A 21,711-nucleotide genomic window follows, 5' to 3' on the forward strand; every position below is an offset into this window, starting at 1 on the left:
TGTTCTGTCTGAATTTTCGGCATTGTATACTAAAATCCCTATTTTGATAGTGTTAATGTGTAAAATAATTGTGAATATTCAATGAGAGAGGGATTACATATGGAGAACAATTTAGATAGAATCAGAGATCAACGTCTAAAAGATCGGGTAGTTACACCTGAAGAAGCAGCTTCCTGGATTCAAAGTGGAATGACTTTAGGCTTAAGTGGGTTTACACGTGCAGGTGATGTAAAAGCAGTCCCATTTGCGCTTGTAAACCGAGTTAAGAATGATGAATCTTTTAAAGTAAATGTTTATACTGGGGCTTCTTTAGGATCGGATGTAGACAAATTATTTGCTGAGGCAGGAATTTTAGGGAAAAGATTACCTTTCCAAGCTGACACTACTATGCGAAAAGGAATTAATAACGGAGACTTTTTATTTGTGGATCAACACTTGTCTCATACAGCAGAGTTACTCCGTGCTGACGTTCTGGATATAGATTTCGCTATTTTGGAAGCGGTTGCGATTACAGAGGACGGAATGATTATTCCAACCACTTCAATTGGAAATTCCTTAGCGTTTTCCTTAAATGCTAAGTCTATTATTATTGAAATGAATATGGCTCAATCCGCGCAATTAGAGGGGCTACATGATCTATATGAACCAGGTAAACAAGGGGAGAGGCTTCCAATTCCGCTTGTGAAAACAGATGACCGAATTGGAACAATCGGTATTCCAATTGATCCTGAAAAAGTAAAGGGAATTGTGTTTACGAATCAATTGGATTCGCCATCGACAATTGTTCCTCCGGATGAAGAAACTGTTATTATGGCACAGCATTTAATAGAATTCCTTCGAGAAGAAGTCAAAGTAGGCCGATTAACAAATCGTTTAGCGCCGTTACAATCAGGAATTGGTTCAGTGGCTAACGCCGTATTGCATGGAATGTTAGATTCAGAATTTGAAGATTTAGAAGTATATTCCGAGGTTTTACAAGATGCAGTTTTTGATCTTATGGATGCTGGAAAAGTCAATTTTGCTTCTTGTTGTTCTATCACGCTTTCTGAAGAGAAAATGCAACAAGTATTTTCTAACTTTGAAAAATATCGTGACAAATTAATGATGCGTCCACAAGAGATTTCCAATCATCCTGAAATTATTCGTCGCCTTGGATTAATCTCAATTAATACTGCATTAGAATTAGATATATACGGAAATGTTAACTCTACTCACGTTTTAGGTACAAAAATGATGAATGGTATTGGTGGGTCTGGCGATTTTGCAAGAAATGCTCGCCTAGCTATCTTTGTTACTAAATCGATTGCGAAAGGTGGTAACATTTCAAGTATCGTTCCTTTCGTTTCTCATGTAGACCATACTGAACATGATGTAGATGTTATCGTCACTGAACAGGGATATGCCGACTTAAGGGGACTTGCGCCAAGAGAAAGAGTGGAACTTATTATTGAGAATTGCGCACATCCAATGTATCGTGAACAGCTACGAGCTTATTACGAAGAAGCAAAAATAAGAGGTGGACAAACTCCTCATATTTTAGAAAAAGCTTTTTCTTGGCATACGAACTATGCTAAAAATGGAACAATGCTTGAAGCGATAGTAGAAACTGTATAGGTTTGTATCGTACGAAATAGTAAAACGAATGAGTGAGCTTGAAGATTAAATTTTAGAAAAAGAGAACGCCAACTTTTAGAGATGGCGTTCTTTTTCTTTAAAAAAATTGTTGAAAATCGTACTGATTATAATAAAGATTTATAAAATTAATTTCTATTTTATGGGAATTAAAGGTTTTTTTGAAGTGCTTTCCGAATCAATTTAGTAGTGTACATATTGAAAGTGAGGAAAAAGAATCATGAAGATAAGAGAAGCATTATTAAGTGAAGCAAATGAATTAAGTGAACTCGCACTACATTCAAAAGCAACGTGGAATTATAGTGAAGAATTCATACTTGCTTGTAAGGAAGATTTAACAATTACGGAAGAGTACATAAAAAATAATTTTGTATATGTTTTAGTAAACGATAATGCGAAGATTGGTTTTTTCTCATTTTTACGTAATGATAAAGCTCTCGATTTCTTGTACATTCATCCTCATTACAAAGGAAAAGGTTACGGGAAAATACTTTGGGAGTATGTAATAGAAAAAGCCAATGAACTAGGATTAAAAAGTTTTACAATTGATAGTGATCCGAATGCAAAAGGATATTACTTGAAAATGGGAGCACAGTTAATAGGAGAGACACCATCAACTGTCTTTAAGGGTCGTTTACTGCCTCTTTTGAAATATGATGTGTAAAACTATTAATAGTAGGGGAAGATTAGAATGGATGATGTAAAGAAAAAGCAAATATATGAGGCGTTAATAAGATCTTGGTCAATAGAAACAAGTTCAAAGTGGACAATTGAAAATCCAGCAAAGGGACAGTGTGGTGTAACGGCTCTAGTCGTTCAAGATATATGTGGAGGGAAAATTAAAAAGACAAAAATAGGGTGCGTGTGGCATTTTTATAACTTTATAGATGGGCAGAGATTTGATTTTACAGAGACTCAATTCAATGGGAAATTGAATTATATGGATGAAAAGTCAAATTGGGAAGAAGCATTTGCAGATACAAATGAAAAACAATATAGCATTTTGAAGGGAAAAATAACGAAAGAATTAAAATTATCTTTTGACTCTTAATCTTTAATAAGTTACTATAATGGTGGTAACTTATTAAAGGGAACTTCATAGAGTTGAAAGGGGAAATACTTTTGAAAACAACTTATGTAAACGCTACAATTGTAACGATGAATGAACAAAACGAAGTGATAGAAAATGGATATATCATTGTAGAAAATGATCAAATTATAGATGTAAAGAGCGGAGAATTTGCAAATGATTTTAAAGTAGATGAAGTAATTGACATGAAAGGAAAGTGGGTTTTACCAGGGCTTGTAAATACACATACACACGTTGTAATGAGTCTCCTAAGAGGTATTGGCGATGATATGTTATTACAGCCGTGGCTTGAGACGAGAATTTGGCCACTGGAAAGTCAATTTACTCCCCAAATTGCGGTCGCTAGTACGGAATTAGGATTACTTGAGATGGTGAAAAGTGGTACAACATCATTCTCTGACATGTTTAATCCAATTGGAGTAGATCAAGACGCAATTATGGAAACGGTATCAAGGAGCGGGATGCGAGCTGCTGTTTCAAGGACTTTATTTAGCTTCGGAACGAAAGACGATGAAAAGAAAGCGATTGAAGAAGCTGAGAAATATGTGAAGCGTTACTATAACGAAAGTGGCATGTTAACTACGATGGTTGCACCACATAGTCCATATACATGTAGTACAGAATTGTTAGAAGAGTGCGCACGGATTGCAGTAGAGAATCAAACGATGGTTCATATCCATCTTTCTGAAACAGAGCGTGAAGTACGTGATATTGAAGCACAATATGGAAAACGTCCAGTAGAATATGCAGCGAGCTGCGGATTGTTTAAACGCCCAACAGTTATTGCACACGGTGTAGTATTAAATGACGATGAGCGTGCATTTTTAGCAGAAAATGACGTTCGAGTAGCTCATAATCCGAATAGTAATTTAAAACTAGGTTCTGGTATAGCGAATGTAAAAGCGATGCTAGAAGCAGGAATAAAAGTAGGAATTGCAACAGATAGTGTTGCATCTAACAATAATTTAGACATGTTTGAAGAAATGCGCATAGCGACTTTATTACAAAAAGGTATTCACCAAGATGCAACAGCATTACCAGTTGAAACAGCTCTTTCTCTTGCGACAAAAGGAGCTGCGGAAGTAATCGGGATGAAACAAACAGGGTCACTAGAAGCTGGTAAGTGTGCTGATTTTATTACGATTGACCCGTCTAATAAGCCGCATTTACAACCAGCGGATGAAGTGTTATCACACCTTGTATATGCTGCTAGTGGAAAAGATATAAGCGATGTAATTATTAACGGAAAACATGTCGTTTGGAATGGCGAATGTAAAACGTTAGATGAAGAGCGTATTATATTTGAAGCAAGTCGTTATAAACGAGGTTTGCAAAGATAGATAATTATGTGGCAGTTGAAAAAGCTATCCTTTTAAAAGGATAGCTTTTTTCTTGAACGAATAAATATTCAAAAGAATGTCGCATCTTTCTGTTAGTATTTCTGCTATAATATATTACGCTTTATAATATTTTATATTTAAGGAGAACAACTCATGAAGCGAAAAAAGAGCCATTTAATGGTAATGGCACTTGTTACATCTTTATTATTAACAGCTTGTAATAATAAAGCGAATAAAAGTGATACAGAGGTTAAAAAACAAGTGTTAAATGTAACAGTATCAGAAGAAATTCCTTCTCTGGACACTGCGAAAACAATGGATGGTACATCAGCCCACGTTATGCAGAATATATTTGAGGGGTTATATGTATTAAATGATCAAGATCAGCCTATTCCAGCAGTAGCAAGATCGTTTAAAAGAAGTGAAGATGGTAAGAAATATACATTTGATTTGCGTAAAGATGCAAAATGGTCAAATGGAGACAGTGTGACAGCAAATGATTTTATATTTGCATGGAAACGTGCAATTAATCCTGAAACGGCATCTCAATATGCATACATGCTCTTTTATGTGAAAAATGCGAAAGAGATTAATAAGGGAACAATGCCTCTTGATGCACTTGGGGTTAAAGCAATAAATAATTATACGTTAGAAGTTGAACTCGAACAGCCAGTTCCGTATTTTTTACAGTTGTTAGCACTACCTATATACTTACCACAGCATGAATCATTTTTGAACGAACAAGGAAACAATTATGCATTGGAACCTAGTAATCTCATATATAACGGTCCATTTGTATTAGAAAAATGGAAGCATGAACAAGAGTTTCAATTAAAGAAGAATGCTACATATTGGGATCGAAAGAAAGTGAAATTAGACGAAATAAACTTTCATATCGTAAAGGATACAATGACAGCTGTAAATTTATATGAAGCCGGAGATTTAGATCGAGTACCTATTAATTCGCAAGTTGTAGACAAGTATAAAGGGAATAAGGAATTACATATGTCGAGTGATCCTGGAATTGCTATGCTTCGTTTTAATGAAAAAAATAACGCGTTAGCAAATAAAAAGGTGCGTCAATCTATTTCATTAGCGTTAAATAAAGATGATTTCGTTGCTCACTTTATTAATAACGGAGCAAAACCTGCAAGTGGACTTGTACCAGTTGGTCATGTAAATGAAGTGACTGGTAAAGATTTTAGAAAAGAAAATGGAGATATTTCCTCATATGATTTGCAAAATGCGAAAAAACTTTGGGAAGAAGCGAAAAAAGAGCTTGGGGTAGAACAAGTAAACCTAGAGTTCTTAACGTTCGAACAAGATAACGCAATACGTATGGCAGAATATATAAAAGGTGATTTAGAGAAGAATTTGCAAGGGTTAACGATACAAATTAAACAACAGCCATTTAAGCAAAAATTACAGTTAGAACAAATAGGTGATTACGATATAACTATGGCAAATTGGGGACCTGACTATAAAGACCCAATTAGTTATTTAGAGTTATTTACGACAGGGAATCCGAATAATAAAATGAATTATTCTAATGTTCGTTACGATGAATTAATAAAGAAAGCGAAAACGGATTTTGTACTAGATACGGAAAATCGATGGAAAGCGTTGCGAGAAGCCGAGCAGGTATTATTAGAAGATGCTGCGGTGGCGCCGCTTTATCATATTGGCTCAGCATATGTACAAAAGGATTATGTAAAAGGAATTGAAAAGCATCAATTTGGTGGTATTTATACTTATAAGAATGCTTATATTGCTAATGAATAAATACAAAAAACCTTACTTTTTAAAAGTAAGGTTTTTTACACATGAATTCTATTAAACCGATTTTAATAAAGCGTAAAAATTCGTATCATATGGGATATCATCTTGATACATATAATTTTTTAGAACTCCTTCTTTTTCAAAACCTAGTTTTAATAGCACTTTATTGGAAGCTTCATTTTCAAGAAATACAATTGCCCCAATCCGCTTTAAATGAATCGTATGGAAACCGTATGATATAACCTCAGAAACAGCTTCAGTCGCATATCCTTTTCCCCAGTGTTCAGGCAAAAAGGCATAACTTATATTGGCTCGTTTATGCTCAGAAGACCAATCGTGAAAACCAATGGTACCGATGAGTTCTTTCTTGTCTTTTAATTCGATTCCCCATTTTATACCGTTTCTTGCATTGTAACTCAACTTAAAGTTATGAATGATTTGTTTCACTTGATCAACATCTTGTAACGGTTTTTGGCCATAATAGCGCAGTACATTAGTATTAGAAAAGCATTGTAGTATACGCGGTGCATCTTCTTCGGTAAGTTCTCTTAAAATAAGTCTTTCAGTTTTTAATAAAGGAAACATATTTTCGCTCCTTTTCACATGAAAATAGAATGTATTTGTTATTATATAATTTAATCTGAAAATAAAGATTATTCAAGGTGTAAGGAAGTTATTGGCTGGAAATAGATTATAAAATTTATTTTAAAAAGACTTTATAGGATTAATACAAATAATGAAAAAAAGGGTACTCCAAATTAAAATTGGAATACCCTTTTCTCATTACCCTACAAATGTTTGATACAGTAAGAAGATATTTAAAACGATAACGAGTGCTGCAATTATCCAAGCGATAAATGTTGTTATACGGTGGTTAACGAGTGCACCCATAATCTTTTTGTTACTTGTAAACATAATAAGTGGCACTAGTGCAAATGCAATACCGAATGATAAGACGACTTGGCTCATGACTAGAGCGTAAGTTGGATTTACACCTAAAGCGATAATAACTAATGGTGGAATCATTGTAATAAATCGGCGTAAGTATAACGGAATATGCATGCGAATGAAACCTTGCATAATAATATCACCCGACATTGTACCGACAGAAGAGCTAGATAGTCCTGCTGATAAGAGCCCAATTCCAAACAAAGCAGCTGATACAGGACCTACTAAGTTGGTAAATTGAGTGTAAGCAACATCTAAATCTTCAACGTGCAAGCCGTTTTTAAAGAATAGTGCAGCAGCAACAATTAACATACTTGCATTAATTGCTCCAGCAATAACCATTGCAATAATAATATCGATAAATTCGAAACGAAAAATCTTTTTCTTTTGTTCGTCAGTTGTTCCGACCACACGGCGTTGTGTTAATGCAGAATGCAAGTATATTGCATGCGGCATAACTGTCGCACCTAAAATCCCTGCTGCAAGTAATATACTGTCTACACCTTGGAATTTTGGAATAAATAGTCCTGAAAGAAGGGGACTTAATTCTGGTTTTGCATAAAAAACTTGAATCCCAAAAGCAATTACTACAATGAAAATCATTCCTGTAATAATAGCTTCTAGTGGACGAAATCCTCTACGTTGAAATTCAAGGATAATAAATGATCCGGCTGCTGTAATTAAAGCGGCAGGTAGCATCGGGATTCCAAATAGTAAGTAAAGCCCCAATGCAGCTCCAATAAATTCCGCTAAATCTGTAGCCATAATAACTAGTTCACCTTGTATCCATAAACCGATAGACACAGGCTTTGGAAAGTTTTCACGAGCTATTTCGGGTAAATTGTTTCCTGTAGCAATTCCTAATTTAGCTGATAAAGTTTGGATTAATACAGCCATTAAGTTAGAGGCGAGTATAACCCATAATAGTAAATATCCATATTGTGAACCAGCTGCGATATTTGTAGCAAAGTTGCCAGGATCAATATAAGCAACGGACGCTATAAAAGCGGGTCCTAAAAATGGTAACAGTCTTTTCCAGCCTTTTGTTTCTCCACTTAAAGCTAAGTGAGCTGATTGTACGGTTGTACTTTCAGAAGGGAGATGTTCATCTTTTGCTATATCTTTATTCATAGTAGTTTTCCCCTTTAAAATGTTAACTTGATGAAATTATTGTATTTATTCTTACTCATTATTTCAATACATTTAAATATGTTATATGATAATTTCATTTGAACACGAAAGTTTCCTTAATGCAAATTATATGCCTTTATGCAATGGATGGTGTGATAACGTAAAATAAATTGGGAGTTTATGGTGTGATGACGTGGGGAAACATAATAAATTAAAGGGTCAATTTTGAAATTTATGTGAACATAAAGCCGATAATCCAGCATATTAATTGATGGAATTGCATTTGTATGATATATAATATATTGGGATTACAACATAACCATAGTGTTTTGATGTGTAATCTTGTTTTTTATTTTTGTTAACTGATAGAAAATAGTATAAAGAAAAGAAAATGGGATTCATTTTCTTATTATATATGTTTTGATATGAACGTTAACTTATACATGATTTTAAAAATTAGATAGGTGGTAGAAATACATTGGCAACTACAAAACCATACAGAGTATTACTATATTACATGTACACAACAATTGAAAACCCAGAAGAATTCGCGGCAGAGCATTTAGAATTTTGTAATTCACTTGAATTAAAAGGAAGAATTCTTGTAGCGAAAGAAGGTATTAACGGAACTTGTTCTGGAACTGTAGAACAAACAGAGAAATACATGGAAGCAATGAACAATGATCCACGTTTTGACGGTATCGTATTTAAAATAGATGAAGCTGATGGTCATGCATTCAAGAAAATGCACGTGCGTCCTCGTCCAGAGTTAGTTACACTTCGTCTAGAAGATGACATTAACCCACACGAAATAACTGGGAAGTATTTAGAGCCAAAAGATTTTTATGAAGCAATGAAACAAGAAGATACAGTTATCATTGATGCACGAAATGATTATGAGTTTGATTTAGGTCACTTCAAAGGTGCGATTAAACCTGATATCGAATCATTCCGTGAATTACCAGATTGGATTCGTGAAAATAAAGAAGTACTTGAAGGTAAAAAGATTTTAACTTATTGTACAGGCGGAATTCGTTGTGAGAAGTTTTCTGGTTGGTTAGTTCGTGAAGGCTATGAAGATGTAAGTCAGCTTCACGGCGGAATTGTAACGTACGGAAAAGACCCAGAGGTACAAGGTGAGCTTTGGGATGGACAATGTTACGTGTTCGATGAGCGTATTGCTGTACCAGTAAACCAAAAAGAACATGTTATCGTTGGTAAAGACCACTTTACAGGTGAACCTTGTGAGCGCTATGTAAACTGTTCAAATCCAGAATGTAATAAGAAAATTTTATGTTCTGAAGAAAACGAAGCGAAATATTTACGTGCATGTTCTCATGAATGTCGTGTAAGTCCACGTAACCGCTACGTAATACAACATGAATTAACGGAAGAGCAAGTAGCTGCTGCATTAGAGCAAATCGAAGCAGGGAAGTAAACTGAATTCGTATAATAAAAGGGGTACTCCAAGTTTTATTTTGGAGCACCCTTTTTTTATTATCCGGTCCTGTCATTTGTCGGTAAGTCGATATATTAAAAAAATCGCTGATATATTTCGAGTTGCGCCGATATAATCGGAAAATCGCTCATAAAAATTTCACTTACTGCAGCGCACCAAGAATTTGAAAATAACCTTTTTTAATTTTTATCTTCTTTCTCTTTAACGGCAGAAAGTACAGTTTGTTTTACCCAAGCTTTTCTTCGTTTATGTTGTAGACCCCATTGGTATAAACTTTGGGCTCCTAAAATAAGTGAAATGACAATGCCGCTAATCGCAATTAATAGAGCGAAAAATTCAAGAGGTGACGATATTTTGTTTGAATCGGTGTTTCTTAAAAGGTCAATCATAGTAAACCCTAACATTTGGCCCACTACAGAGTAGAGCGTTAAAATTAACAATAAGAGGCTATCTTTTTTAGAGGCGACATTTTCTTGATATTTAAACAAACTATCAAGATTTTGTTTCGCGTTCGAGTATAGAACCTCAATATTAAAAAGTTTTCTTAAACGAAAGAAAATATCTTCACTTTGTGATTGGGATACTAATTCTAAAGAAAAATAATTAGCAGTGAACGAATTGATCGAATAAATTAATTTCTCTATTTCATTAGTATCTTGTTCAATGTTTAGCTCAGCATAGGCGTTAGCCATTTTTAATAAAACAATTTTATGGAATAGGTTTAATAATAAAGCGTAATAAAATTCTCCGTACATTTGACTAGCAAGTTTAGCGATTTTACGTTCTCCTTCATTTGTTACACATGTAAAAATATGTTCTTCCATTATGAAATAACGATTTGGAGCCCATCTCTGGTAAGCGTGTTTTTTTAAATAGTCATGAATGTAAGGAAGGTTATTTGCGCTCACATATGGCTTACCATCACTTGTTAATCCGGAAAGACTAGAAGTACGATAAACATCCACTTCATTAAGCTCCATACCTTCTTTTAGCGACAATAAAGTTTGGACGTACATTCTTTGGTCTTCGAAGAAAGGGAAGGTTTGAAAGTATGAACTTCTTAATCTCTTCTTTTCAAAGAAATCAGTTACGCCATGAAATAAATAACCAAAAATGAATTTTTCAACTTGGGAATACTTTTTTCCGTTACATTCAATACAAATAGTTTCATTTGTATCATTTTTAGTTTCAAGTACACGGAAGCGAGCAGCGAATTCGATTGCTTCAGATAAAGTCATGTTTGGAGCAGTGTTTACTTCTGTTCGAATTGTTAAGAAGCCAAGTTCATAAGGACAAAGTGTTACATCAATAGAGTGTATCTTGAATGGGATTGAAATACGGTTTGTTGTTAAATGTCCAGTTAAGTTAAGGTCCTTTGAATAACGTTGCAAGCCCTTTTGATGCTCTGAGTGAGGAAAGAGAATTTTATTTGTAAATGAAAGATAGTATGCTTCCATATTTTGATGTGAAACTTTAAACTCCCCATAATATGTATTTTCATCATCGAGATGATCGAGCCGAAAAGGACGAAAATCGTTTTTTTGTAAGAAAGGGAACATCTCTTGTTCATATCCAGCTTTAAACGAAAACGGGAATATAAATTGAAATATAGCTGTTGCTACACCTTTTTCCTCAATTGATTGTATTGCCTCCATCTACATTGTGTCCTTTCCATATATGCTATAGAAACAACATGCCCAAATTTATTTGAAAATAACCACTCTTTTATACTCAATTGAGAGTGAAAATTCAGCTTATTTAGCAGAGGACATGTATAATGTTATGTATACTAAAAGTTATAAAATTTTATTTTGAAAAGGGGGATGCTGTATGCGGATTTTAGTATTAGGCGCTGGTGGAGTCGGAGGATTTTTTGGTGGCAGATTAGTCGAAAAGGGAGAAGATGTTACATTTCTTGTTCGTAGTAAACGGAAAAAACAATTAGAGGAAAGAGGACTTGTAATCCGAAGTGTTAACGGGGATTTTTCCTTTCAACCGAAATTAATAACGAAAGAAGAGAGAACTTCTCCATTTGATGTCATTTTATTTTCAACAAAAGCGTATCACTTAAACGAGGCAATTCAAGATTTGAAGCCGTTTGTTGGCGAAAATACTGTAATCATTCCATTGTTAAATGGTATCGCTCATTTATCGCTATTACAAAAAGAATTCGGCGAAGAAAAAGTAATTGGCGGTTTATGCTTTATCGAGACGACGTTAAACGATCAAGGAGAAATTGTACAAACTAGCGCTGCCAACAGACTTGTGTTTGGAGAAATTAAGTCTCAAAATTCAGAGAGAGTAAAGCATATTTCTAAAGCATTTGCAGGTACGAAATCTAGTTTTGTTTTAAGTGAAAATATTACGCAAGATATGTGGCATAAATATTTATTTATTACTGTAATGTCCGGTGTGACAACGTTAATGCGTGCACCAATTGGACCAATCCGTGAAAGTGAAGGCGGCCGTGATTTTATCCGTAATGTATTTGAGGAATCTGTACAAATCATGAGAGTATTAGGAGCTCCAATAAAGGTTAATATTGTCCAGGAACATATGAAAACAATTGATAAAATTTCGTATGATATGAAGTCATCGATGCAACGTGATATGGAGAAGGGTTCGTTTATTGAAGGGAAGCACTTGCAAGGATATTTACTGGATGTAGCAGAGCAATTTTCTATAGCGGCACCATTATTAGGCACTATATATCAAAATTTAAAGGTGTATGAAGAGATGACCTTTAACAGATCTGTAATAGAATTAGATGTATGAAAAAATAAAAAAGATAGCAATATATAAGTGTATTGCTATCTTTTTTATTTTTTGTATGACAAATTATTTATTTCTTTTCGTTCTATCTGTCAAATTTATTTCCTGTTCACGTTTACCATATAACTGATTAATTTCATTTGCTACTGCATCTAAATATGAATCGGAAAAAATAGGCTTCTTTTCTTTAGACATATGGGTCTCCTTTGCGGATTTTTTAGTATTCATTATGTATATTTCTCAGTGGATTATGCGCAATCATTTTAATTTTTTTCTTATTAAAAATTTTTGTTTACTTTTTGAAAATAAAGGAGTATTATAATCCACAGTTTCAATTTTCTAAATCGCTGAAACCGCATGGTACGGGGGACCCGTTTTTACGGATTAGTACATAATCCGATGGGGTGAATCCTTGAAAAAGGTAGGGCTACTCATAGGCCCGAATCCGACAGCTAACCTCGTAAGCGTTATATTGAGAAGGAAGGTGGAGCTTGTGCGACAAAAAAAATAATGTCTACAAGTCTATTTCGCTATGGCTTGTAGACATTTTTTGTTTTCTGAGGAAATCGTTTACTGGCTGTAACAAGCAGTAAAGTTCGTACAAAATTATTGGAGAGTGGACAGCATTGGTTTCATCTATTAAAAGATTTTTAATTGGAAGACCGTTAAAATCAACGGAGCTTGGAGAACAGAAGCTTAATAAAACGAAAGCTTTAGCTATTTTATCTTCTGACGCATTGTCATCAGTTGCTTACGGTCCAGAGCAAATTTTAATTGCTTTAGCAGGTGTTGGAGCGATCGCTTATTGGTATTCCATTCCGATCGCTGTTGGGGTATTAGTATTATTGACAGCCCTTATTTTATCTTATCGTCAAATTATTTTTGCTTATCCGCATGGCGGGGGAGCGTATGTTGTATCAAAAGAAAATTTAGGGATGAATCCAGGCTTAATTGCTGGAGGATCTTTATTAGTTGACTATATTTTAACTGTTGCGGTAAGTGTGTCCGCTGGTACAGATGCAATTACGTCTGCATTTCCTAGCTTACATGCACACAACGTAATTATTGCGGTTATATTTGTTATATTAATTACGATCTTAAATTTAAGAGGAGTAACGGAATCAGCTTCCGTTTTAGCATATCCTGTTTATTTATTCGTTTTAGCATTATTTATATTAATTGGTGTAGGCATATATAATATTTTAACTGGTCATGTTTCACCCACTTTACATGCGCCGATTGGTACACCAGTTGCAGGGATTAGTTTATTTTTATTACTAAGAGCATTTGCATCAGGTAGTTCTGCTTTAACAGGTGTTGAAGCAATTTCAAATGCAATTCCGAACTTTAAAGATCCTGCGCCAAACAATGCTGCAAAAACATTGCTTGCAATGGGTGCATTACTTGCTGTGTTATTTTCAGGAATTGTGTTTTTAGCCTATTATTACGGAGTGACTCCGAGTAAAGAAGTAACAGTTGTTTCTCAAATTGCTGAACAAACATTTGGACGTAATTTCATGTACTATTTCATACAAGGTACAACAGCTTTAATATTAATTCTTGCTGCTAATACAGGTTATTCTGCATTTCCTTTATTAGCGGTTAACCTGGCAAAAGATAAATTCATACCGAGAATGTTTACGATTAGAGGAGACCGTCTAGGTTACTCAAACGGTATTATTATACTTGGAGTTGCTTCGATTATTTTAATTGTAGCTTTCCAAGGACAAACAGAACATTTAATTCCACTATATGCAGTAGGTGTATTTATTCCATTTACACTTTCTCAAACAGGAATGGTATTAAAATGGCTTCGCGAAAAGCCTGAAGGATGGGCTTTAAGATTAACGGTTAATTTAATTGGTGCAGTTATTAGTTTTATCGTAATGAGCATGTTCTTTTTAACTAAATTTGCACAAGTTTGGTCGATTCTTATTTTCTTACCAGTTATTATCTTCTTATTCCATCGAATTAAGAAGCATTATGATGCAGTGGGTGATCAATTAAGTTTAAAAACTTGCGAGCCTCTTATTCCAATTGAGGGGAATGTAATTGTCGTTCCTGTAGCAGGTATGACGCATGTAGTAGAAAATTCATTGAACTATGCGAAGTCTCTTTCGGCAGATCAAGTTATCGCTGTATATGTTGCTTTTGACAGAGAAGAAGAAAAGAAATTTGAAGAGAAATGGAAGAAGTGGCAACCTGAAGTAAGGCTTGTTACATTACATTCTCATTATAGAAGTATTATTCAGCCGCTAACGAAGTTCATTGATACAGTGCAATATAAGGCAAGTGAATCGAATTACCGCGTTACGGTCGTTATACCACAGTTCATTCCGAAAAAAGGTTGGCATAACATTCTTCATAATCAATCCAGTTTACTCATACGTGCGTATTTACTTTATAAAAGAAATGTTGTTATTACGACAGTTCCATATCATTTGAAAAAATAAGAAGATTTTTTAAGGATAGTTTCATGAAAATGAAGCTATCCTTTTTGTGTATATGCTATGCATAATTGCATACGGGGTTAAAAATTATATCAATATAATTTCACCAGTTGTTTGCAAGTAGTGTTTTCTGTTGTGATATGTAGATATTTCAATCGATAAAGTGAATCGGATTATATTTTGAAATAAGGACATGAAAGCTTGAAAATAAAGGGAATGAAAATACTTCTTTACGTTATATAAACAGCTGTGTTTAAATGACCTTACAGTACAAAACTTATATGAAAACAAAACGAAATTTCATATTTACGTATGTTGTTTAGTTTGAAATGAATAATATTTTTACGTAATATATTCACTGTGTGAATGTGAGAATTTCGATGAAATAGAAAATTTATACAATATTATTCATACTAAGCACATATGAAAAATTTTATAACAATAAGTAAGTACTGTAGCAATAACAGTTGGGAGAGATGGTTCATACATAGATCACGGTGAGAACGTTCTCTATTTTAACCATCTCAAATTATGGGCAAGAAAATAGAATAATAAAATGCGATAGTAATAGTTGCTAATACATAGGAGGGGTTAAAGTGAAAAAGACTTTAATTACAGGGTTATTGGTTACAGCAGTATCTACGAGTTGCTTCATTCCTGTAAGCGCTTACGCTAAGGAGGGGCAAACAGAAGTGAAAACAGTATATGCGCAAAATGTAATTGCTCCAAATACATTATCCAATTCAATTAGAATGTTAGGATCACAATCACCGCTTATTCAAGCATACGGATTAATTATTTTGCAACAGCCAGACATTAAGGTAAATGCGATGAGTAGCTTAACGAATCATCAAAAGTTTGCAAAGGCGAATGTACGAGAGTGGATTGATGAATATAATCCGAAGCTAATTGACTTAAATCAAGAGATGATGAGATACAGCACTAGATTTAATAGCTATTATAGTAAGCTCTATGAACTAGCAGGAAACGTAAATGAAGATCAGCAAGCAAAAGCAGATTTTATGAGTGCATATGGAAAATTACAATTGCAAGTACAGAGCATCCAAGAGAGTATGGAGCAAGATTTATTAGAGTTAAATCGATTTAAAACAGTATTAGACAAAGATAGTAACAACTTATCAATTAAAGCCGATGAAGCAATAAAAACACTACAAGGATCAAGTGGAGATATTGTGAAATTAAGAGAAGATATTAAAAGAATTCAAGGAGAAATTCAAGCTGAACTAACTACTATTTTGAATAGACCTCAAGAAATCATTAAAGGTTCTATTAATATCGGTAAACAAGTATTTACAATCACAAATCAAACTGCACAAACGAAAACAATTGATTTTGTTTCTATCGGTACTTTAAGTAATGAAATTGTAAATGCTGCAGATAGTCAAACGAGAGAAGCAGCTCTTCGCATTCAACAAAAGCAAAAAGAGTTATTACCACTTATTCAAAAGTTATCACAAACTGAAGCAGAGGCGACTCAAATTACATTCGTTGAAGATCAAGTAAATAGCTTTACAGAATTAATTGATCGTCAAATTACAACTTTAGAAACGTTATTAACGGATTGGAAAGTTTTAAATAATAATATGATCCAAATTCAAACGAATGTTGAAGAAGGCACGTATACAGACAGTAGTTTACTTCAAAAACATTTCAATCAAATTAAAAAAGTAAGTGATGAAATGAATAAGCAAACAAATCAATTTGAAGATTACGTTACAAACGTTGAAGTACATTAAACAGAAAAATAATTAGCGATATAGGGAGAGAAGAAAAATGACAAAAAAACCTTATAAAGTAATGGCTCTATCAGCACTGATGGCAGTATTTGCAGCAGGAAATATTATGCCGGCTCATACGTATGCAGCTGAAAGTACAGTGAAACAAGCTCCAGTTCATGCGGTAGCAAAAGCTTATAATGACTATGAAGAATATTCATTAGGACCAGAAGGCTTGAAAGATGCAATGGAAAGAACAGGTTCAAATGCTTTAGTAATGGATCTGTATGCTTTAACAATTATTAAACAAGGTAATGTTAACTTTGGAAATGTATCGACTGTTGATGCAGCTTTAAAAGGAAAGGTGATTCAGCATCAAGATACAGCTAGAGGAAATGCGAAGCAATGGTTAGATGTATTAAAGCCACAGCTTATTTCAACGAATCAAAACATCATTAACTACAATACGAAATTCCAAAACTATTATGATACTTTAGTTGCTGCGGTAGATGCAAAAGATAAAGCGACTCTTACGAAAGGCCTAACTAGATTATCAAGTAGTATTAATGAAAATAAAGCGCAAGTGGATCAGTTAGTAGAAGACTTAAAGAAATTCCGAAATAAAATGACGTCGGATACGCAAAACTTCAAGAGTGATGCAAATCAAATTACATCTATATTAGCTAGTCAAGATGCAGGAATTCCACTTCTGCAAAATCAAATTACAACGTACAATGAAGCAATTAGTAAATATAATGCAATTATTATCGGTTCATCTGTTGCGACAGCTCTAGGACCAATTGCAATTATCGGTGGTGCAGTAGTTATTGCTACGGGCGCAGGAACACCGCTAGGAGTCGCATTAATTGCAGGTGGTGCAGCAGCTGTAGGCGGTGGTACAGCTGGTATCGTATTGGCGAAGAAAGAACTTGACAATGCACAAGCTGAAATTCAAAAAATAACTGGACAAATTACAACTGCTCAATTAGAAGTAGCTGGGTTAACGAACATTAAAACACAAACTGAGTATTTAACAAATACGATTGATACTGCAATTACAGCGTTGCAAAACATTTCAAACCAATGGTATACAATGGGATCAAAATACAATTCTTTACTTCAAAATGTGGATTCAATTAGTCCAAACGATCTTGTTTTCATTAAAGAAGATTTAAACATTGCGAAAGATAGCTGGAAAAACATTAAAGACTATGCAGAAAAGATTTATGCTGAAGATATTAAAGTAGTAGATACGAAAAAAGCATAATCGAATACGAATCGTTAGGGCGTTAAGTGTTGATGAATGATTTGAAGCTCCTGTTCAGTTGTGAGCAGGAGCTTTTGATATCCTTATAAAAAGAATAGGTGAAAAATATGCAGAAACGATTTTATAAAAAATGTCTTTTAGCGGTAATGATTGCTGGGGTGGCAACGAGTAACGCATTTCCTTTACATCCTTTTGCAGCAGAACAAAATGTAACGGTGCTACAAGAAAATGTGAAAAACTATTCTCTTGGACCAGCAGGATTCCAAGATGTAATGGCACAAACGACATCAAGCATATTTGCAATGGATTCATATGCAAAATTAATTCAAAATCAACAAGAGACGGATTTAAGTAAAATAAGTTCGATTAATAGTGAATTTAAAGGAAATATGATTCAGCATCAAAGAGATGCAAAAATTAATGCAGCATATTGGTTAAATAATATGAAGCCTCAAATTATGAAAACAGATCAAAATATTATAAATTACAATAATACTTTTCAATCGTATTATAATGACATGTTAATAGCGATTGATCAAAAGGATAGCGGAAAATTAAAAGCGGATTTAGAAAAGTTGTATGCGGATATTGTAAAGAATCAAAATGAGGTAGATGGATTATTAGGAAATTTGAAAGCTTTTCGCGATAGAATGACGAAAGATACAAATAGTTTCAAAGAGGATACAAATCAGTTAACATCGATATTGGCAAGTACGAATGCTGGTATTCCAGCTCTAGAGCAACAAATAAATACATATAACGATTCGATTAAAAAGAGTAATGATATGGTCATTGCTGGTGGCGTACTTTGCGTAGCTCTAATAACATGTCTTGCTGGCGGGCCGATGATTGCGGTTGCGAAAAAAGATATCGCAAATGCAGAAAGAGAAATCGCCAATTTAAAAGATAGAATTTCAGGAGCACAAGCAGAAGTCTTAATTTTGACTGATGTAAAAAATAAAACAACAAACATGACAGAAACAATTGATGCAGCAATTACAGCACTACAAAACATATCAAATCAATGGTATACAGTAGGTGCAAAATATAATAATTTACTACAAAACGTAAAAGGAATTAGTCCGGAAGAGTTTACGTTTATAAAAGAAGATTTACATACAGCGAAAGATAGCTGGAAAGATGTAAAAGATTATACAGAAAAATTACATGAAGGCGTGGCGAAGTAAACAGTGGACTAGTTCTGCTGTTTATTTTTTTATCTTGTTTTTTTGTAAGGGTTGAACTTGCAATTATATATAAGTTTGTCATGTATTTTTATATTTTTTATAAATTCTAAAAGGACATTCCCTATTGTTGGTATGATAGACAGAAACTGTTTTTTTAGAACAGGAGACAATAAATAGGGAAAATAACATTAGGATTATTAGTTATATTTCTATTTATATTTATGTACATGTCTTTAGTAGGAGATGAGAATAAGGGTTCCTTAACTCCTAATCTGATTTCAAAGGAAAAATATTTAGAAATTGATTCTGTTGCTGGAGGTACATTTAGAGATTATGGTCAAGAAGCAGAAGCAGTGTTTGAAAAACTAAGTAGTCAGAAAAATGTTGAAACAAAAAAGATTTTTTGAGGAAGAAATTTTTGAAGAATCATTATAGACTTTTACTTTATTAGTATTAACTGAAACTTATTCACTTAATTTCCTATCAGAAATTATAAAGTGAAAACAGAACATGAAATACGCAAAAAATATCACAGGGCAGATCCTCAAAATATTTCAAAATCCACCCTGTGATCATATACTCATTTACAAGTGAAAATAATTAATACCCTAAAATATCTACTTCAGCTGCTGAAGCAAATCCATTCTGTCCTTTCGTTACTTCCACTTTTACATACTTTGCAGTAACTGGGGTAAATGTTGCCGTTTTCTTATCACTATTATTTTCCCATGTTCCTGATGATATTTTGTCATACGTAATGCCATCTACACTCGTATAAATATTGTAAGTTAAAATACGGCCATTTTCTGACCAATCTTGCCTTGGAAGATATGCCAATTGTGAAATGGTACGTGTATCACCAAGTTCTAGTGTCAAATTGTAAGGATATTGATTTGGTGTCCAAGTACTATGCCAAAATGTATCTGTTTTTCCATCTATCGCCTTACTAGCTGAGCCCGTTGATTCCTCACTATTTGCACTTGCCTTCATTATTTTTTTTGACAATACAGCAAGTGGTTTAACAGGTTTAGCATCCGTCGCTTCCCATATAGGTGCAATTAATGTTGGATTGTTTAAAGCTTCTACTTTTTGTCTCGTTTCTTGTGTTGCTTTCAATCCCCATTTATCAAAGAATGGCAGTACATTTTGTTTTGCTATTTTCGATGTATTGTAAATAAATGCCTGTATTTTATCCTCGTCTGTTTTGGGAAGTTGATCCTCTGGTATCTCACGATATAATTTGTGGAGATTTGGATAAAAATCATCCCCATATGCCAAATGAAGTTGCCAAAGCATAACAAGTTTTACAAACAGGTCGTCAATATTTTTATATTCCTTATTTGTTTGTTTTAAATACGCAAAAGCTCTATTATAATCTCCCTCTGTATCTAAACGTGTTGGTATATTTGGGTATATTTTCTTGAATGCAGCTAAAGAATATAGATTATTAGTTACTTCACCCATACCTCTTAAATCATTCCACGTCCATGGATATTGTTGTCGTGCATGTCCCGCTTCATGCATTTGTCCCCACCCAAACTCATTGACATTTAAAGTACTTTTGATAGCTTCACCAGCAGTCGTAAAGACGGCTCCATCCCAACTTGCATACATGCCCCAACTTTGTGCGTTAGGATTTTCTACAAAGGCCCAAATACGACGAGTTGAACGATGTAAAGGATTAGGATCTGTTTCAGATAGCCCTGCTAACTTGTCTTGCGCTCGAATCATTTCATCATATTTATTTAATAGGGGCACAGGATCTTGATTTACAATATATTTATTGGCACTATCACGAGTTACAGTTAGCACCGCTCGTTCTGATTTCAATTGTACTGCATGTGCATTTGGATAGTTGTTCATCATGGCAATCCAGTCTGCTTTTGTGTGTTTCCCTAATACAAAGAAAGGAATAGGGCTACCGCCTTGCGTTACTTGCACCTTAACTGTTCCTGTGCTTTGAAAATTATCTAACCCTAATACGCCGCCGTTTGGTGAAGAGATGGTATTAGAGCCAGGTGAAAGATCAATTTCTTTTCCCCATTCTTTATCATATTGATGTGTCCCAATAATGGCTCTAATCTTTTGCGTTCCTGATACTGTAATTGTAACCTGTTCATTAGGTTTCACATATATGCCTGTTGGCATATAATTTTTTTGCTCACTTCTTTTTTCTCTTTTTGCTTCATCCCAAAAACTTCCTGTACCTGGAAGGTCAAACTCTCTTTGTTCAAATTGAGTTGCAGTTTGTGCAGTTTCAGCATGTACATCTAAATTGTTTGACATAATAGGTGTAAATAACGTGGTTGCTAAAATAGCAGATGTTGCAAACACCTTTATAGTTTTTTGTAATCTACAATTCTTTCTTCTGTTCATATAGATCAGTCCCTTCGTTAAAATTCATTATTACTTACATACGAAATATCAGTTTTTTCACTAATGCCGAAAGTGGATTTTTTAAATTCACACTTATAAAAAAATGTTGATGATATTTTTAGATGAGTAAAAAAAAGCATAGTAACACTTCAAGTTCCCTTCCTGATTAATTTAGAAACACATTACCTTCATTGATTTCTTAAATCACTCCTCTAAGTAAACAATTAAGATAAATGTCCTATCTCAAAGCTCCTTTCCTAATTTTGGGATTACGAATTAAGTATAGTTCAAAAATAAAGTTATACAATTGAGAAAAATTAAAATGTTAAAAAATTACATTCTCGTAAAATTTTTAACATTTACTAAAAAATATTTGTTATAGAGAGGAGATTCACATACCCATCAAGCTAAACTTTTGAAATATCTCCAAAACGAAAATTCTATCTCTTCATAATTATTCATACAATCCGATTCAGTTTTCCTTTCTATGGGGGCAATTTAACTCTTAACTTGATGGGCATGTGGCGTTACCTCTAGGAGATAG

17 protein-coding genes and 1 riboswitch are annotated in these 21,711 nt (G+C 34.0%); of the genes, 12 read left to right on the top strand and 5 right to left on the bottom strand.

The window, feature by feature from the left end; genetic code table 11:
* Positions 1-99 precede the first annotated feature (99 nt).
* The 5 genes from M1D73_RS08965 to M1D73_RS08985 all read left to right on the top strand — a co-directional run bounded on the left by M1D73_RS08965 (position 100) and on the right by M1D73_RS08985 (position 5,844).
* Positions 100-1,614 carry an acetyl-CoA hydrolase/transferase family protein gene (locus M1D73_RS08965; RefSeq protein ID WP_121868396.1) on the top strand — a complete coding sequence of 505 codons (1,515 nt, stop codon included), beginning with the start codon at positions 100-102 and terminating at the stop codon, positions 1,612-1,614.
* A gap of 238 nt (positions 1,615-1,852) precedes the next feature.
* Positions 1,853-2,296: a GNAT family N-acetyltransferase gene (locus M1D73_RS08970; RefSeq protein WP_029441985.1), complete on the top strand. Its 444-nt coding sequence runs from the start codon at positions 1,853-1,855 to the stop codon at positions 2,294-2,296.
* Between the two features lie 27 nt (positions 2,297-2,323).
* On the top strand, positions 2,324-2,683 hold the full coding sequence (locus M1D73_RS08975) for a YunG family protein (protein ID WP_017657317.1): 360 nt from the start codon (positions 2,324-2,326) through the stop codon (positions 2,681-2,683).
* 53 nt (positions 2,684-2,736) lie between these two features.
* Entirely contained in the window at positions 2,737-4,062 is a 1,326-nt protein-coding gene (locus M1D73_RS08980) for a bifunctional S-methyl-5'-thioadenosine deaminase/S-adenosylhomocysteine deaminase (protein WP_121868395.1), read from the top strand.
* A 153-nt stretch (positions 4,063-4,215) separates the two neighbouring features.
* Positions 4,216-5,844, top strand: a complete 1,629-nt coding sequence (locus tag M1D73_RS08985) for a peptide ABC transporter substrate-binding protein (protein ID WP_000823515.1) — start codon at positions 4,216-4,218, stop codon at positions 5,842-5,844.
* Between the two features lie 51 nt (positions 5,845-5,895).
* Here M1D73_RS08985 and M1D73_RS08990 read toward each other — a convergent pair whose 3' ends face one another.
* Together M1D73_RS08990 and M1D73_RS08995 are read right to left on the bottom strand one after the other, a co-directional pair.
* The gene (locus tag M1D73_RS08990; protein WP_000484220.1) at positions 5,896-6,426 is read right to left on the bottom strand and encodes a GNAT family N-acetyltransferase; all 531 of its coding nucleotides are present in this window, start codon (positions 6,424-6,426) and stop codon (positions 5,896-5,898) included.
* A gap of 198 nt (positions 6,427-6,624) precedes the next feature.
* Entirely contained in the window at positions 6,625-7,920 is a 1,296-nt protein-coding gene (locus tag M1D73_RS08995; RefSeq protein WP_121868394.1) for an Nramp family divalent metal transporter, read from the bottom strand.
* Between the two features lie 478 nt (positions 7,921-8,398).
* On the opposite strand from M1D73_RS08995, the gene trhO reads away from it, so the two are divergent.
* Positions 8,399-9,358: an oxygen-dependent tRNA uridine(34) hydroxylase TrhO gene (trhO, locus tag M1D73_RS09000; RefSeq protein WP_000246231.1), complete on the top strand. Its 960-nt coding sequence runs from the start codon at positions 8,399-8,401 to the stop codon at positions 9,356-9,358.
* 200 nt (positions 9,359-9,558) lie between these two features.
* On the opposite strand, the gene M1D73_RS09005 is transcribed toward trhO, so the two are convergent.
* Positions 9,559-11,034: a hypothetical protein gene (locus tag M1D73_RS09005; protein WP_000387437.1), complete on the bottom strand. Its 1,476-nt coding sequence runs from the start codon at positions 11,032-11,034 to the stop codon at positions 9,559-9,561.
* A 175-nt stretch (positions 11,035-11,209) separates the two neighbouring features.
* On the opposite strand from M1D73_RS09005, the gene panE reads away from it, so the two are divergent.
* Entirely contained in the window at positions 11,210-12,154 is a 945-nt protein-coding gene (gene panE / locus M1D73_RS09010) for a 2-dehydropantoate 2-reductase (RefSeq protein ID WP_001221903.1), read from the top strand.
* Between the two features lie 63 nt (positions 12,155-12,217).
* On the opposite strand, the gene M1D73_RS09015 is transcribed toward panE, so the two are convergent.
* Positions 12,218-12,346 (bottom strand): hypothetical protein, encoded by a 129-nt coding sequence (locus M1D73_RS09015; protein ID WP_000031873.1) that lies wholly within the window; start codon positions 12,344-12,346, stop codon positions 12,218-12,220.
* A gap of 140 nt (positions 12,347-12,486) precedes the next feature.
* Positions 12,487-12,633: riboswitch (cyclic di-AMP (ydaO/yuaA leader) on the top strand.
* Between the two features lie 144 nt (positions 12,634-12,777).
* On the opposite strand from M1D73_RS09015, the gene M1D73_RS09020 reads away from it, so the two are divergent.
* From M1D73_RS09020 to M1D73_RS09040, 5 genes are all read left to right on the top strand, one after another.
* Positions 12,778-14,604 carry an APC family permease gene (locus M1D73_RS09020; RefSeq protein WP_000254887.1) on the top strand — a complete coding sequence of 609 codons (1,827 nt, stop codon included), beginning with the start codon at positions 12,778-12,780 and terminating at the stop codon, positions 14,602-14,604.
* A gap of 593 nt (positions 14,605-15,197) precedes the next feature.
* A complete protein-coding gene (gene nheA / locus M1D73_RS09025) occupies positions 15,198-16,358 on the top strand; it encodes a non-hemolytic enterotoxin NHE subunit A (protein ID WP_000751828.1) in 1,161 nt (386 codons plus the stop codon).
* A gap of 37 nt (positions 16,359-16,395) precedes the next feature.
* A complete protein-coding gene (nheB, locus tag M1D73_RS09030) occupies positions 16,396-17,604 on the top strand; it encodes a non-hemolytic enterotoxin NHE subunit B (RefSeq protein ID WP_061113361.1) in 1,209 nt (402 codons plus the stop codon).
* A gap of 107 nt (positions 17,605-17,711) precedes the next feature.
* Entirely contained in the window at positions 17,712-18,791 is a 1,080-nt protein-coding gene (nheC, locus tag M1D73_RS09035; protein WP_001171993.1) for a non-hemolytic enterotoxin NHE subunit C, read from the top strand.
* A 227-nt stretch (positions 18,792-19,018) separates the two neighbouring features.
* Positions 19,019-19,198 carry a hypothetical protein gene (locus M1D73_RS09040; protein WP_000060529.1) on the top strand — a complete coding sequence of 60 codons (180 nt, stop codon included), beginning with the start codon at positions 19,019-19,021 and terminating at the stop codon, positions 19,196-19,198.
* Positions 19,199-19,391: 193 nt separating this feature from the next.
* Here the strand turns inward: M1D73_RS09040 and M1D73_RS09045 are convergent, their stop codons facing one another.
* Positions 19,392-21,167 carry a M60 family metallopeptidase gene (locus M1D73_RS09045; protein ID WP_001081793.1) on the bottom strand — a complete coding sequence of 592 codons (1,776 nt, stop codon included), beginning with the start codon at positions 21,165-21,167 and terminating at the stop codon, positions 19,392-19,394.
* Positions 21,168-21,711 lie beyond the last annotated feature (544 nt).

Source organism: Bacillus sp. PK3-067 (genome assembly GCF_056738645.1).

Bases quoted from the DNA above. Each gene is read 5' to 3' on its own strand.
- M1D73_RS09045 (WP_001081793.1), bottom strand. From the start codon at position 21,167: ATGAACAGAAGAAAGAATTGTAGATTACAAAAAACTATAAAGGTGTTT.
- M1D73_RS08990 (WP_000484220.1), bottom strand. From the start codon at position 6,426: ATGTTTCCTTTATTAAAAACTGAAAGACTTATTTTAAGAGAACTTACC.
- M1D73_RS08970 (WP_029441985.1), top strand. From the start codon at position 1,853: ATGAAGATAAGAGAAGCATTATTAAGTGAAGCAAATGAATTAAGTGAA.
- M1D73_RS08995 (WP_121868394.1), bottom strand. From the start codon at position 7,920: ATGAATAAAGATATAGCAAAAGATGAACATCTCCCTTCTGAAAGTACA.
- M1D73_RS09040 (WP_000060529.1), top strand. From the start codon at position 19,019: ATGTCTTTAGTAGGAGATGAGAATAAGGGTTCCTTAACTCCTAATCTG.
- nheC (WP_001171993.1), top strand. From the start codon at position 17,712: ATGCAGAAACGATTTTATAAAAAATGTCTTTTAGCGGTAATGATTGCT.
- M1D73_RS08975 (WP_017657317.1), top strand. From the start codon at position 2,324: ATGGATGATGTAAAGAAAAAGCAAATATATGAGGCGTTAATAAGATCT.
- nheB (WP_061113361.1), top strand. From the start codon at position 16,396: ATGACAAAAAAACCTTATAAAGTAATGGCTCTATCAGCACTGATGGCA.
- M1D73_RS09005 (WP_000387437.1), bottom strand. From the start codon at position 11,034: ATGGAGGCAATACAATCAATTGAGGAAAAAGGTGTAGCAACAGCTATA.
- M1D73_RS08985 (WP_000823515.1), top strand. From the start codon at position 4,216: ATGAAGCGAAAAAAGAGCCATTTAATGGTAATGGCACTTGTTACATCT.
- M1D73_RS08965 (WP_121868396.1), top strand. From the start codon at position 100: ATGGAGAACAATTTAGATAGAATCAGAGATCAACGTCTAAAAGATCGG.
- panE (WP_001221903.1), top strand. From the start codon at position 11,210: ATGCGGATTTTAGTATTAGGCGCTGGTGGAGTCGGAGGATTTTTTGGT.
- M1D73_RS09015 (WP_000031873.1), bottom strand. From the start codon at position 12,346: ATGTCTAAAGAAAAGAAGCCTATTTTTTCCGATTCATATTTAGATGCA.